Source organism: Klebsiella sp. LTGPAF-6F, assembly GCF_001753185.1.
In the GTDB taxonomy this organism is placed as follows: Bacteria; Pseudomonadota; Gammaproteobacteria; order Enterobacterales; family Enterobacteriaceae; genus Klebsiella; species Klebsiella michiganensis.
Map to the genome: position 1 here is coordinate 6,064,630 of NZ_CP017450.1, position 14,164 is coordinate 6,078,793.

13 protein-coding genes are annotated in these 14,164 nt (G+C 58.5%); 10 read left to right on the top strand and 3 right to left on the bottom strand.

Features of this window, described 5'->3' with window-relative positions; translation table 11 throughout:
• The first annotated feature begins 409 nt into the window (after positions 1-409).
• The 9 genes from BJF97_RS28425 (at position 410) to BJF97_RS28465 (ending at position 11,453) form a co-directional block, all read left to right on the top strand.
• Positions 410-1,534, top strand: coding sequence for an efflux RND transporter periplasmic adaptor subunit (locus BJF97_RS28425; RefSeq protein WP_032695130.1), 1,125 nt, complete (start codon positions 410-412; stop codon positions 1,532-1,534).
• Positions 1,534-4,641, top strand: coding sequence for a multidrug efflux RND transporter permease subunit EefB (gene eefB / locus BJF97_RS28430; RefSeq protein ID WP_032695131.1), 3,108 nt, complete (start codon positions 1,534-1,536; stop codon positions 4,639-4,641). The genes BJF97_RS28425 and eefB overlap by 1 nt, the downstream gene beginning before the upstream one ends.
• Before the next feature lie 3 nt (positions 4,642-4,644).
• Positions 4,645-6,009 (top strand): efflux transporter outer membrane subunit, encoded by a 1,365-nt coding sequence (locus tag BJF97_RS28435; RefSeq protein WP_032695132.1) that lies wholly within the window; start codon positions 4,645-4,647, stop codon positions 6,007-6,009.
• A 50-nt stretch (positions 6,010-6,059) separates the two neighbouring features.
• Positions 6,060-7,226 (top strand): multidrug effflux MFS transporter, encoded by a 1,167-nt coding sequence (locus tag BJF97_RS28440; protein WP_014227296.1) that lies wholly within the window; start codon positions 6,060-6,062, stop codon positions 7,224-7,226.
• Between the two features lie 160 nt (positions 7,227-7,386).
• The gene (murQ, locus tag BJF97_RS28445; protein WP_009654080.1) at positions 7,387-8,289 is read left to right on the top strand and encodes an N-acetylmuramic acid 6-phosphate etherase; all 903 of its coding nucleotides are present in this window, start codon (positions 7,387-7,389) and stop codon (positions 8,287-8,289) included.
• Between the two features lie 24 nt (positions 8,290-8,313).
• Positions 8,314-9,747, top strand: coding sequence for a PTS N-acetylmuramic acid transporter subunit IIBC (gene murP / locus BJF97_RS28450; protein ID WP_014227297.1), 1,434 nt, complete (start codon positions 8,314-8,316; stop codon positions 9,745-9,747).
• Positions 9,748-9,852: 105 nt separating this feature from the next.
• Complete coding sequence (locus BJF97_RS28455) at positions 9,853-10,089, top strand: type II toxin-antitoxin system CcdA family antitoxin (RefSeq protein WP_014227298.1); 237 nt, start codon at positions 9,853-9,855, stop codon at positions 10,087-10,089.
• A gap of 2 nt (positions 10,090-10,091) precedes the next feature.
• On the top strand, positions 10,092-10,400 hold the full coding sequence (locus BJF97_RS28460) for a CcdB family protein (protein ID WP_014227299.1): 309 nt from the start codon (positions 10,092-10,094) through the stop codon (positions 10,398-10,400).
• 150 nt (positions 10,401-10,550) lie between these two features.
• A complete protein-coding gene (locus BJF97_RS28465) occupies positions 10,551-11,453 on the top strand; it encodes an EamA family transporter (RefSeq protein WP_014227300.1) in 903 nt (300 codons plus the stop codon).
• 3 nt (positions 11,454-11,456) lie between these two features.
• On the opposite strand, the gene BJF97_RS35425 is transcribed toward BJF97_RS28465, so the two are convergent.
• Together BJF97_RS35425 and BJF97_RS28475 are read right to left on the bottom strand one after the other, a co-directional pair.
• Complete coding sequence (locus BJF97_RS35425) at positions 11,457-11,582, bottom strand: hypothetical protein (RefSeq protein ID WP_256557856.1); 126 nt, start codon at positions 11,580-11,582, stop codon at positions 11,457-11,459.
• A gap of 131 nt (positions 11,583-11,713) precedes the next feature.
• Positions 11,714-12,679, bottom strand: a complete 966-nt coding sequence (locus BJF97_RS28475) for an Rpn family recombination-promoting nuclease/putative transposase (RefSeq protein WP_038423881.1) — start codon at positions 12,677-12,679, stop codon at positions 11,714-11,716.
• A 209-nt stretch (positions 12,680-12,888) separates the two neighbouring features.
• Between BJF97_RS28475 and BJF97_RS28480 the strand changes: the two genes are divergently transcribed.
• Entirely contained in the window at positions 12,889-13,182 is a 294-nt protein-coding gene (locus BJF97_RS28480; RefSeq protein WP_014227302.1) for a YicS family protein, read from the top strand.
• Positions 13,183-13,205: 23 nt separating this feature from the next.
• Here the strand turns inward: BJF97_RS28480 and BJF97_RS28485 are convergent, their stop codons facing one another.
• Complete coding sequence (locus BJF97_RS28485) at positions 13,206-14,147, bottom strand: LacI family DNA-binding transcriptional regulator (protein WP_014227303.1); 942 nt, start codon at positions 14,145-14,147, stop codon at positions 13,206-13,208.
• Positions 14,148-14,164: the final 17 nt, after the last annotated feature.

Sequence of the window (14,164 nt, forward strand, 5' to 3'; positions counted from 1 at the left end):
ACTTTCACAAAATATCCTTTTTTTCTCCATTATTTCCTGACTAAATTCCCTGCACTAAATTTTGTGTAAAAAACCTTCCCATCATTCGGTACAGACGTATAATGGGGAAAAATGAGAACGATCATTCTCAAAACCAAAAACCATGGAGAACCCCACAAGTAATGCCCTGTAGCAGGCGTTATCGCTCGGTTCAGAGCCTGTAACCGCCGTCTGATGCCGTATTCGCCGCACGGGAAAATCTCGAAAAAACCGCTTAATCAATAGCGGTATTCACCGAGTTATTTACTGCAAACAGGAATATTTATTTCCCATTGGGTTATTTGTGCTTGCCCGGAGATGCATCATCGCCCGGCCCATCACCCCGCCACTGAATTTGCGGGGCGGACGTCGTTCATCCTGAGAAAATATAATGAAATATACTTTAGCCCCCATCGCAGCAGCATTATTTCTCCTTAGCGGGTGCGATAATGCGCAAAACGCTTCCCCGCAGCAGATGACGCAGGAAGTGGGTGTCGTTACCCTGCACGGCCAGCCTGTCCCGGTGGTGAGCAGCCTGACCGGACGCACCACCGCCTCGCTTAGCGCCGAAGTGCGCCCGCAGGTCGGCGGGATCGTGCAAAAACGCCTGTTTACCGAGGGCGATATGGTCAAAGCCGGACAGGCGCTGTACCAAATCGACCCATCAAGCTATCGCGCGACGTTTAACGAAGCCGCCGCATCGCTGAAACAGGCCCAGGCGCTGGTCATCGCCGATTGCCAAAAAGCCCAGCGCTACGCGGTGCTGGTCAAAGATAACGGCGTCTCCCGTCAGGACGCCGATGACGCGATATCGACCTGTAACCAGGATAAGGCCAGCGTCGAGTCGAAAAAAGCGGCGCTGGAAAGCGCGCGCATCAACCTGAATTGGACCACCGTGACCGCACCGATTGCCGGGCGCATCGGGATCTCTTCCGTCACGCCGGGCGCGCTGGTGTCCGCCGATCAGGATACCGCGCTGGCGACGATCCGCGGCCTGGATACGATGTACGTCGATCTCACCCGATCCAGCGTCGATCTGCTGCGCCTGCGTAAGCAAAGCCTGGCGAGCAACAGCGATACCCTTAACGTCACCCTGACTCTTGAAGATGGCAGCACCTACAGCGAAAAAGGTCGCCTGGCGCTGACCGAAGTGGCGGTGGATGAATCGACCGGCTCGGTCACGCTGCGCGCGGTCTTTCCCAATCCGCAGCACGTGCTGCTGCCGGGGATGTTCGTTCGCGCCCGTATAGACGAAGGCATCATGAACGATGCGATCCTCGCCCCGCAGCAGGGCATCACCCGCGATGCCAAAGGCGATGCCACCGCGCTGGTGGTTGACGCTAATAACAAGGTTGAACAGCGCAGCGTGGAAACCGGCGAAACCTACGGCGACAAATGGCTTATCGTCAACGGCCTGAAGAGCGGCGACAGGTTGATTGTCGAAGGGACCGGCAAAGTGGCGCCGGGCCAGCAGGTCAAAGCCGCCGAAGTCAAAAATGACGGAGGCAACGCCTGATGTTCTCCCGTTTCTTCGTGCGACGCCCGGTCTTCGCCTGGGTTATCGCCATTCTGATTATGCTCGCCGGGATTCTGGCTATCCGCACCCTGCCGGTCGCCCAGTATCCTGACGTCGCCCCGCCGGCGATAAAAATCTCCGCCACCTACACCGGGGCCTCTGCGGAAACCCTGGAAAACAGCGTCACCCAGGTTATTGAGCAGCAGCTCACCGGGCTGGACAACCTGCTCTACTTTACATCAACCAGCAGCTCCGACGGCTCGGTCAGCATTACCGTCACCTTTGAGCAGGGTACCGATCCGGATACCGCCCAGGTTCAGGTACAGAACAAAGTGCAGCAGGCGGAATCTCGTCTGCCGAGCGAAGTTCAGCAGTCCGGCGTAACGGTGGAGAAATCGCAGAGCAGCTTCCTGCTGATCCTCGCGGTGTATGACAAAAACAACAAAGCCACCAGCTCCGACATCTCCGACTGGCTGGTCAGCAACATGCAGGATCCGATGGCGCGTATTGAAGGCGTCGGCAGCCTGCAGGTGTTCGGCGCCGAATACGCCATGCGCATCTGGATGGACCCGACCAAACTGGCCTCCTATTCGCTGATGCCATCCGATGTGCAATCGGCCATTGAGGCGCAGAACGTGCAGGTGTCCGCCGGTAAAATCGGCGCACTACCCGCCTCCAACGCGCAGCAGCTGACCGCCACCGTGCGTGCCCAGTCGCGGCTGCAAACCGTCGCCCAGTTCAAAGAGATTATCGTCAAGAGCAAGAGCGACGGTTCGGTGGTGCGCCTGAGCGACGTCGCCCGCGTTGAGATGGGCAGCGAAGATTACACCGCCTCCGCCAATCTCAACGGCCATCCGGCTGCCGGGATCGCGGTGATGATGGCGCCGGGCGCTAACGCCCTGAATACCGCGACGCTGGTGAAAAATAAGATTGCCGAGTTCCAGCGTCAGATGCCGCAGGGTTACGATATCGCCTATCCGAAAGACAGCACCGAATTCATCAAAATCTCGGTGGAGGATGTGATTCAGACGCTGTTCGAGGCGATTATCCTCGTAGTCTGCGTGATGTATCTGTTCCTGCAAAACTTCCGCGCCACGCTGATCCCGGCGGTGGCGGTTCCGGTCGTGCTGCTGGGCACCTTCGGCGTGCTGGCGCTGTTCGGCTACTCCATCAACACCCTGACGCTGTTTGCGATGGTGCTGGCGATAGGCCTGCTGGTGGATGACGCCATCGTGGTGGTGGAAAACGTCGAGCGTATCATGCGCGACGAGGGGCTGCCCGCCCGCGAAGCCACCGAAAAATCGATGGGCGAAATCTCCGGCGCGCTGATCGCCATTGCCCTGGTGCTCTCGGCAGTGTTCCTGCCGATGGCCTTCTTCGGCGGCTCAACCGGGGTGATTTATCGCCAGTTCTCGGTGACCATTATCTCGGCGATGATGCTCTCCGTGGTGGTCGCCTTAACCTTAACCCCGGCGCTGTGCGGCGCGCTGCTGAGCCATTCTAAACCGCATACCAAAGGCTTCTTCGGCGCCTTTAACCGCCTGTGGGGACGCACCGAGCAGGGCTATCAGCATCGTGTTGTTGGCGGCCTGCGCCGCTCGGCGATGATGATGGGCGCTTTTGTCCTGATTTGCGGCGGCATGGCGCTGGCGATGTGGAAACTGCCGGGCAGCTTCCTGCCGACGGAGGATCAGGGCGAAATCATGGTCCAGTACACGCTGCCCGCCGGGGCGACGGCGGTACGTACCGCCGAAGTTCGCCGCCAGGTCACCGACTGGTTCCTGACGAAAGAGAAAGCCAATACCGACGTGATCTTTACCGTCGACGGCTTTAGCTTTAGCGGCAGCGGACAAAACGCCGGGATGGCCTTCGTGTCGCTGAAAAACTGGTCCGAACGTAAAGGCGAAGAAAATACCGCTCAGGCCATCGCCCTGCGCGCCACCAAAGAGCTCGGCAGTATTCGCGACGCCACCCTGTTCGCCATGACCCCGCCGTCGGTAGATGGCCTGGGGCAGAGCAACGGCTTCACCTTCGAACTGTTGGCCAGCGGCGGCACCGATCGCGATAGCCTGATGAAAATGCGCAGCCAGCTGCTGGCCGCGGCGAATCAAAGTACCGAGCTGCAGTCGGTACGCGCCAACGATCTGCCGCAAATGCCGCAGCTGCAGGTGGATATCGATAATAACAAAGCCGTGTCGCTCGGGCTGTCGTTAAGCGATGTCACCGATACCCTTTCCAGCGCCTGGGGGGGGACCTACGTTAACGACTTTATCGATCGCGGTCGCGTGAAGAAGGTCTATATCCAGGGCGAAAGCGACGCGCGCGCCGTGCCGTCCGACCTCGGTAAATGGTTCGTACGCGGCAGCGACGACAGCATGACGCCGTTCTCCGCCTTCGCCACCACCCGCTGGCAATACGGTCCGGAAAGCCTGGTGCGCTACAACGGTTCCGCCGCCTTTGAAATCCAGGGTGAGAACGCCAGTGGCTTCAGCTCCGGCGCGGCAATGGACAAGATGGAGGCCTTAGCCAATAACCTGCCCGCCGGTACCACCTGGGCGTGGAGCGGCATGTCGCTGCAGGAAAAACTCGCCAGCGGCCAGGCGATGAGCCTCTACGCTATCTCGATTCTGGTGGTCTTCCTGTGCCTCGCGGCGCTGTATGAGAGCTGGTCGGTACCGTTCTCGGTGATCATGGTGATCCCGCTTGGGCTGCTCGGCGCGGCGCTGGCGGCGTGGATGCGCGGTCTGAGCAATGACGTTTACTTCCAGGTGGCGCTATTAACCACCATCGGCCTGTCGTCGAAGAACGCCATTCTGATCGTCGAATTCGCTGAATCGGCGGTGGAAGAGGGCTACTCCCTGTCGCGTGCCGCCATGCGCGCCGCGCAGACCCGTCTACGCCCTATTGTGATGACCTCGCTGGCGTTTATAGCCGGGGTGCTGCCGCTGGCGATCGCCACCGGAGCCGGGGCCAACAGCCGCGTGGCGATCGGTACCGGGATTATCGGCGGCACCCTGACGGCGACGCTGCTGGCGGTGTTCTTCGTGCCGCTGTTCTTTGTGCTGGTGAAACGTTTCTTCACCCGCCATCGTTCTTCTCAGGAGTAAGTTATGTTTCGTTTTACCTTAGTTTTTGTTGCGCTCCTGACGGCGGGCTGCGTCTCTCTCGACCCGCACTATGAACGTCCGGCCGCGCCTGTCCCGGCGACCCTGCCGGGTAGCCACGGCGAGGCAACCGCGGTAGTCAGCGACTGGCAGCAGGTAGTGAATGACGCTCGCCTCAAAAAAGTGGTGAACATCGCCTTGACCAGCAACCGCGACGTGCAGAAAGCGCTGGCCGATATCGAAGCCGCGCGCGCCCAGTTTGGCGAAACCCGCGCCTCGCTGTTTCCGACCCTCGACGCCGAGCTGAGCCATACCCGCAGTAAAACGGTGGCCAGCGGCCTCACCTCGTCAGCGGAAGCCGACGGCGCGGTTTCCAGCTTCGAGCTGGATCTGTTTGGCAAGAACCAAAGCCTGACGCGCGCAGCGCGGGAAACCTGGCTTGCCAGCGAATTCACCGCCCAGAATACGCGTCTGACGATGATCGCCGATCTGACCACCGCGTGGATAACGCTCGCCGCGGACAACAGCAATCTGGCGCTGGCGCAGGACACCATGGCCAGCGCGGAGAACTCGCGCCGCATCGTCACCCGCCAGATGGAAGTCGGCACCGCCTCGGCAGGCGACCTGAGCGATGCCGAAAGCGTTTATCAGCAGGCGCGCGCCAGCGTCGCCAGCTACCGCACGCTGGTGGCGCAGGATAAAAACGCGCTCAACCTGCTGGCCGGAGAAACCGTGCCGGATAGCCTGCTGCCCGGCACGCTGGAAAGCCTTGGCGATCGGAGTATCACCCTGGTGCCGGCGGGCGTCTCTTCATCGGTACTACTGCGCCGCCCGGATATCCAGGAAGCGGAGCATAATCTGAAGAGCGCTAACGCCGATATCGGCGCGGCGCGGGCCAATTTCTTCCCGTCCATCTCGCTGACCGCCAGCGCCGGGGTCGGCAGCGACTCGCTCTCGTCGCTGTTCAGCCACGGCATGCAGGTGTGGTCATTCGCGCCGTCCATCAGCCTGCCGCTGTTTACCGGCGGCAGCAACCTGGCGCAGCTGCGCTATGCTGAAGCGGAGAAAAAGGGGCTGATCGCCACCTATGAGAAGATGATTCAGAGCGCCTTTAAGGATGTCGCCGACGCGCTGGCGCGCCGGGAAACGCTCAGCGAACAGCTGGACGCGCAGAATAAATACGTCGCGGCGGAGCAGAAATCGTTGAATATCGCGATGAAGAGCTATCAGGCCGGGGTCGGAGATTATCTGTCGGTGCTGACCGCCCAGCGAACGCTGTGGTCGGCGCAGGCCACGCTTATCTCCCTCCAGCAAACGGATCTGGAAAACCGCATTACCCTCTGGCAGTCGCTGGGAGGCGGCGCCAGCTAACGCTTTTGCCGGGCGGCAACGCCCGGTTTGATGACAAGGAGCCCGTTGATATGTCCCGAATTTCCCTCTCCTGGGTCGTGGTTCTCGGTTTGCTCAGCGCCATTGGGCCGCTGTGTACCGACTTCTATCTGCCCGCGCTGCCGGAAATCACCCAGCAGCTCAGCGCCACCGGCACGCAGACTCAGCTTTCGCTGACCGCGGCGCTGATTGGCCTCGGCCTTGGACAGCTGTTTTTTGGCCCGCTGAGCGACCGCATTGGCCGTAAAAAGCCGCTGGCGCTCTCCCTGCTGCTGTTTATCTTCTCCTCGGCGATGTGCGCGATAACCTACGATATCCATATGCTGATCGCCTGGCGCTTTCTGCAGGGCTTCGCCGGCGCGGGCGGCTCGGTGCTGTCGCGCTCCATCGCCCGCGACAGGTATCAGGGTACGCTGCTGACCCAGTTTTTCGCCCTGCTGATGACCGTTAACGGCATTGCGCCGGTGCTTTCACCGGTACTCGGCGGCTGGATCATCACCGCCTTCGACTGGCGTATCCTCTTCTGGGCGATGGCGGCGATCGGCGTTGTCTTGCTGCTGCTCAGCCTGACGGTGCTGCACGAAACGCTGCCGGCCAAAAGCGCCGCCTCGGCTACGCGGCAACAGGCTGATGCGCCGGTGCTGAAAAACCGCCGCTTTATGCGCTACTGCCTGATTCAGGCCTTTATGATGGCCGGGCTGTTTTCGTATATCGGCTCGTCTTCGTTCGTTATCCAGAGCGAATATGCCATGAGCGCGATGCAGTTCAGCCTGCTGTTCGGCCTTAACGGTATCGGGCTGATTATCGCGGCGCTGATCTTTTCCCGCCTGGCGCGCCGCTTCAGCGCCGAAGCCCTGCTGCGCGGCGGCCAGCTGCTGGCGGTGGCGTTTGCCGCTATCACCCTGCTCTTCGCCTGGCTACCGCAGCCGACGCTGGCGCTGGTCGGCCTGTTCTTTACCGTTTCCATGATGAGCGGTATCAGTACCGTTGCCGGCTCGGAAGCGATGAACGCCATTCACGCCCGCCAGTCCGGCACCGCTTCCGCCCTGATGGGCACGCTGATGTTTGTGTTCGGCGGTATTGCCGCGCCGCTGGCCGGACTCGGCGGCGAAACGATGCTCAAAATGAGCTTCGCGATGACCCTTTGCTATCTGGCCGCGCTGCTGATTGGCCTGAAAAAGCCGCGCCCCATCGCATAACCTCCTCCGGGGTAATAAAATATTCCAATTATATTACCCCTATTTTTCCCGTCAGTACTGTAATCTCCTATTATTCCTTCAACACCAATCGTGATAACCTTCACAGGAAAGGAATAATTAATTCCTTATACTGCCCGCCACCGTGAATAAAGAGGTTCCTATGAGTATCGACCTGAGCAAACTGCTGACCGAGCGCCGCAACGCCAATAGCGCCAACATTGATATCCTCACCACCGAAGAGATGCTGACGGTGATTAACCAGGAAGACCAGCAGGTGGCTCACGCCATCACCCCCTATCTGCCGCAAATTGCCCAGGTGGTGGATAAGGTCGCGGCGGCGCTGCAGGCGGGTGGTCGACTGATTTACATTGGCGCGGGCACTTCCGGGCGTCTGGGGATCCTTGATGCCAGCGAGTGTCCGCCGACCTTCGGCACCCGCCCGGAGCAGGTGGTGGGCATTATCGCGGGCGGCCATAAAGCCATACTGAGCGCCGTAGAGAACGTCGAAGACAACAAAGCGCAAGGGGCGATGGACCTGCAGAACCTGAACTTTAGCAGCCGCGACGTGCTGGTTGGCTTGGCCGCCAGCGGACGCACGCCGTACGTCATCGGCGCGATGGAGTATGCCCACAGCCAGAACGCTTTTGTCGCCATCGTCAGCTGTAACCCGCACGGCGAAATGGCCCAGCTGGCGGACGTCGCCATTACGCCGGTCGTGGGTCCGGAAGTGGTGACCGGCTCAACGCGCCTGAAGGCGGGCACCGCGCAGAAGCTGGTGCTGAATATGATTTCTACCGGGGCGATGATCCGCATCGGCAAGGTCTACAGCAACCTGATGGTGGACGTGGAAGCGACCAACGCCAAGCTTATCGAGCGCCAGGTGTCCATCGTCATGGAAGCGACCGAATGCGATCGCGCAACCGCCCAGAGCGCGCTGGAAGCCTGCGATCGCCACTGCAAAACGGCGATTGTGATGGTGCTGGCTGATTTAAGCGCCGCGGATGCCCAGGCGCTGCTGGCAAAAAATAACGGCTATATCCGCAAGGCGCTGAGCCACTCCTGACCGCTGACTCACGGGTAATCTGCAATGGCAAAAATAAATAAAGAGATGATAGCGCGGATCCTGCAGCACGTTGGCGGAGCCGGGAACGTCGCGCTGGCGGGCAACTGTATGACCCGGCTGCGCCTGACCCTGCGCGATGAATCACGGGCCGATAGCGCCGCCATCCGCCAGATTGACGGCGTAATGGGGGTGATCGTTAGCGATGAACAGTTCCAGGTCGTCCTTGGGCCCGGCAAGGCGCAAAGCGCGGCGGAAATGATGAATGCGTTACTGGAAGAAGCCCCGGCGGATGCGCCATCGCTGGCCGATGTCGCCGCCGAAAAGAAACAGGCGCTGAAGAGCAAGCAAACCAGCGGTATTCAAAAATTCCTCGCGAAATTCGCCACCATCTTCACCCCGCTTATTCCCGGCTTTATCGCCGTCGGCCTGCTGTTGGGGTTCGCGACCCTGGCGGAGCAGATATTTGTCCTCGAAAACGCGCATCCGAACGCGACATTGATGGCGCTGATCGGCTACATGAAGGTGTTCAGCAAAGGGATGTTTACCTTCCTGAGCATCCTGATCGGCTATAACGCCCAGAAAGCCTTCGGCGGCTCCGGGGTCAACGGGGCCATCATCGCTGCGCTGTTTGTTCTCGGCTATAACCCGGAAGCCACCAGCGGCTTCTATTCCGGGATTTCCACCTTCTTCGGCCACGGTATCGACCCGCGCGGCAATATTATCGGCGTGCTTATCGCCGCGATTATCGGCGCGTGGGTGGAACGACAGGTACGCCGCATCATGCCTGCCAACCTCGATATGATCCTCACCTCGGCGGTGACGCTGCTGATCATGGGCGCGATCACCTTTACCGTCATTATGCCTATCGGCGGCTGGCTGTTCACCGGGATGTCATGGCTGTTTCTGCACCTTAACGGTAACCCGTTCGGCTCTGCGGTACTGGCCGGCCTGTTCCTGCTGGCGGTGATGTTCGGCGTCCATCAGGGCTTCGTGCCGGTCTATTTCGCGCTGGTGGATGCCCAGGGGTTTAACTCGCTGTTTCCGATTCTGGCCATGGCCGGTGCCGGACAGGTTGGTGCGGCGCTGGCGCTGTTCTGGCGGGCGAAGCACGGTTCTCTGCTGCGCACGCAGATTAAAGGGGCGATTATTCCCGGCTTTCTCGGCATCGGCGAACCGCTGATTTACGGCGTGACGCTACCGCGCATGAAGCCCTTTATCACCGCCTGCCTCGGCGGCGCCTGCGGCGGTTTTTTCCTCGGGCTCATCGCCTGGCTGGGGCTACCGGTCGGCCTGAATACGGTATTTGGCCCGTCCGGGCTGGTGGCGCTGCCGCTGATGACCTCCGGCAGCGGCATCTACGCCGGAATGGCGGTGTATGCCGCCGGACTGGCGGTCTCTTACCTGTGCGGCTTTGCCCTGACCTGGCTGTTCGGCAGTAAAAACGTTGATTTGAGCTAAGAGGCGCGTCCGGCGCATAAAAATTGAATCTTTTTTAACCCGCCGAATGGCGGGTTTATTTATTTCTGTGTAATCTACACGTGTAGATTACACAGGAGATGCCCTATGCCAGCCGCAAAACGCAATAAGCAGAACGTCAGCGTGACACTGGACCCAGGCCTGGTCAAACAGGCTCGTGAGGTCGGCATCAATCTGTCTCTAACGTTGACTAACGCTCTAAAAAGCGAAATCCACAGCCTCGAAATAGCCCGCTGGCAAAAAGAAAATGCCCAGGCAATCGACTACCTCAATAATTTAACTGAGGAAAATGGACTTCTCTCTGATGAATACAGGACGTTCTAAATATGCAGTATTACGTTTATAAGAATACAGGTCGAATTGCTGCGTATCCTTACCTCCTTGATGTACAGAGTGACATTATCGGCAAGCGCAATACTCGGGTCGTGATTCCACTGTTTCCACTGAAAAACTATAAAGGTCCACGCGCCGATCGTTTAACACCGCTTGTCACCGTAGAAGGGGAAGAATACGTCGTGATGACTCACGAACTCGCCAGCATCCCACATCGTGTTCTGGGTGAAGAAGTTTGTAATCTGAATCACCAGCGCGAAGTCGTTAAAGCTTCAATGGATTTTCTTTTCGACGGGATCTAACTCGCTACAAGCTTACGCGTCAGATCGCCAAACCCAACGATCTTCCGCTGCAAGGGGCACGCAAATACTCCGACTACCCTTTCCTGCCCCGCTTCCCGCGCGTACTCATGCTATGATACTGCTTTCGCATTATTTTCACCTGAGGGAAAGATGGGCTCCAGCAAAAAAGGGATGCTGAACGTACTGATCGCCGCCGTGCTGTGGGGCAGCTCGGGCGTCTGCGCGCAATATATTATGCAGCAAAGCCAGATGTCATCGCCGTTTCTGACCATGACGCGCCTGCTGTTCGCCGGCCTGATCCTTCTGATGCTCTCGTTCTTCCACGGCGATAAGATTTTCCGCGTCCTGCAAAACCGCAAAGACGCCGCCAGCCTGCTGATCTTTTCGCTGTTCGGCGCGCTCACCGTGCAGTACACCTTTCTGATGACTATCGAGCAATCCAACGCCGCCACCGCGACGGTGCTGCAGTTTCTGTCGCCGACGATTATCGTCGCCTGGTTTGCCATCGCCCGCAAAACGCGCCCCAGCCCGCTGGTGCTCGCGGCCATCGCCACCTCGCTGGCGGGCACTTTCCTGCTGGTGACCCACGGCAACCCGACGACGCTGTCGATTTCCCCCACGGCGCTGTTCTGGGGGATTGCTTCGGCGTTTGCCGCCGCTTTTTATACAACTTATCCTTCGACGCTGATTGCCCGCTACGGCACGCTGCCGATTGTCGGCTGGAGCATGCTGCTCGGCGGCGCCATGCTGCTGCCGTTCTACGCCGGACAGGGCAACCATTTTGTGGTGACCGGCGGCCTGCTGCTGGCCTTTTTCTACCTGGTGGTAATCGGCACCTCGCTGACCTTCAGCCTCTACCTGAACGGCGCGCAGAAGATTGGCGGCGCGAAGGCGGGGATCCTCAGCTGCGCGGAGCCGCTGAGTAGCGCCCTGCTCTCCCTGCTGCTGCTCGGCATCACTTTTACTCTCCCGGACTGGCTGGGCACGCTGCTGATTCTCTCATCGGTGGTGCTGATCGCCATGGATTCGCGGCGGCGGGTTAAAACGGCCTGACGATTATCGGCCAGGAGGGGCTGCGACCGGCGTTTGCAGCATCTTCAGGTCGTCATCCGACAGCTCACAAACCACCTGCACCAGCTCGCGCTCAAATCCCTGTTCCAGACATGAACGAGCAATACGCAACGCCTCTTCTCGTTTACCTTCCTGAAATCATTCATAAAACTCCAGGTATAATTCCAACAGATATCCCAGTAAATACTCAGGTTGTAACTCCTGTGGTATCTCTTCCAGCGGTAGCCTCTCTACAATCTTCATTAATTTTCCCCCATCTTGAGGGATGCATCCTGGAATGCATTCAGATCGTCATCAGAGAGCCCAATAGTCATCCGTACCAGCTCGCGCTCAAACCCCTGCTCCAGAAGTGAACGGGCAATACGCAACGCTTCTTCTTGTCTACCCTCTTGTTTACCTTCTAACTTGCCCTCTAACTTGCCCTCCAACTTGCCTTCTTGTCTCCCTTCCTGCCGTAGCCTTTCCGCAATCGTCATGAGTACCTCCTTATGTTGAGGAACGCGCCGCTCGACCTCGTGAAGAAATTCACCAAAGTGAGGCGCATCGCCGCACTGCAGCATGTAATTAAACAGCGCTTTCAGCTGGCTGTCATTAGCGCAACCTTTAACCAACAGCTCGGCTAATCGCTCCACCAGGCCAAGTAAATCGCGCTGGCGAATATGCTTTTGAATCAGCTCCAGCAGCGCCACGCGCCGGTGCTGCATAATGTCGTCATCCGGCACCACCGTAATATCCACCAGCGGGAAAGCGGCGGCATAAAGTCTTCGCGCCGTCTGCGTATCAGTAAACTCATCCAGCCAGCAAAGCGAGAAGGGATAGGGACTTTTCGCGCCGTGATAGAACAGCATCGGCACCACCAGCGGCAGCGTTTTATGCCCGGCATCCAGGTGACGCTGCATCGCCGCCAGCGCGTAGCGCATCAGCCTGAAGGCCATATGCGCATCCGGCGTGCTCTGGTGTTCAATCACCACGTAAATATAGCCGTCGCCGTCGCGGGTTTTCAGCGACCACAGCACGTCGGAGTAGCTGGCACGCAAATCTGCCTCAATAAAGCTGCCGGACTCCAGCCTGAGCGTTTGCAGATTACACAGCTGACGTAGCGAAGCGGGCAGATGAATCTCGATAAAATCCCTGGCGCACTCGGGATGCGATAAAAACTGTTTAAATACCGCATCGTGCGGCGTCGAGGGGGTTCCTTTTTGCGTCATGATCCGCCATCACTGAAACGTAATGGCTGGAATATATCCGTCCCAAAAAGCGCAAACACCTGCGCATCAACGGCTTTGCTTGCCGGTACGAAAGATAAATTTCAGCGGCTGAAACAGACTCATTCTTATGGAAACCAGCGCGCAAAATGTTGGTTCAGGAATGCGTCTATAGTTAGAGGAACCCTTTAATAAAAATAAGGATATCCGTGATGAAGAGAATGAGTTTTGCGCTTTCGCTGGCAGCCAGCCTGATGTTCTCCAGCGTGGCGACAGCCGCACCGCTCTCCGGGCTGAAGTTTGAACAGCAAAAGCAGCAGATAGTGAAGGATGTGAGGAAAAATTGCCCTGCCAGCAGCGCGCTGGATGATACGCAGTTTGCTAACCGCGTGCTGGAATCAGCGGAAAATAAGACCGCCGTACAAAGCGCGACGCGGGCGCTGGATAAAAACAACAGCGCCGCTTATCAGAAGGCCATTAGCGGCATTCAGTGCCCTACGCCCTAGTACCGGGCGCGGAGACGTCACCATTAGCGGTTCGGAATAATCAAATCTCCGCGCAGCGGGCTGCTGGCGAGCATTTGCGTCTTCTCGGTCAGCCAGTTGACTATCTGGCTGGCCATCGCGTCCATGGAATATTCAATCGCCGGAATCGTCGGAATACCGGGCAGCTGTAACGAGCCCGCCAGGCTGAACACCATGACTTTTTCCGGTACCGCGCGATTAAACGCCTGGAGCTGCGGCACCACCAGCTGCGCCTGCTGCTCGTTGGCAACCAATAACGCATTAAAATTCAGGGTGGTTGCGTTGTTCACCAGTTCCTGAACCGCCACGGACGGCGAATGGCTGTCGAGAAAAACCAGGTTGCGATTGAACGGCAGAAAATTCTTTTCCAGCGCGTGCTTATAGCCCAGCAGAACCTGGTCAGCAAATCCGCTGGCCTGAGGATGAATCAGCGCAATCTGCCGCCGCCCCTGGCTTATCAGATAGTTGCAGGCCGTTTCCGCCGCAAAGGCGTGGTCAAACTGAATGCTATTCGTTGCGTCGCTTTCCAGGCAGTCAATCAGCACTACGTCGGGCCGGTCGATATTGAGCGGAAACCGCGCGCCGATGATTAACACATTATCGCAGAGGCCGCAGGTCAACTCTTCCAGCGAATGGAGCACTCTGCCGCGGCTGTTGGCAAAACGCAGCAGCAGGTGCATCTGGTGCTGGCTGAGCTGTTTTTCCAGCGCGTAGAGATAGCTGGTGGTTTGATTAATGTTGTCCTGGGCGCAAATGACGCCGATGCAGCCGGTGGTCTGACTCAGCAAAGATTGCGCGATCATATTCGGCCGGTAGTTAAGCGCTTCCGCCGCCTGCAATACCGCCTGTCGGCTGGCTTCCTTTACGCCGCGCGAACCACTCAACACCCGAGAGACTGTGGCTTTAGATACCCCAGCTAACCGTGATACATCGTTGATTGTAGACATTATTTTCCCCTGACAGG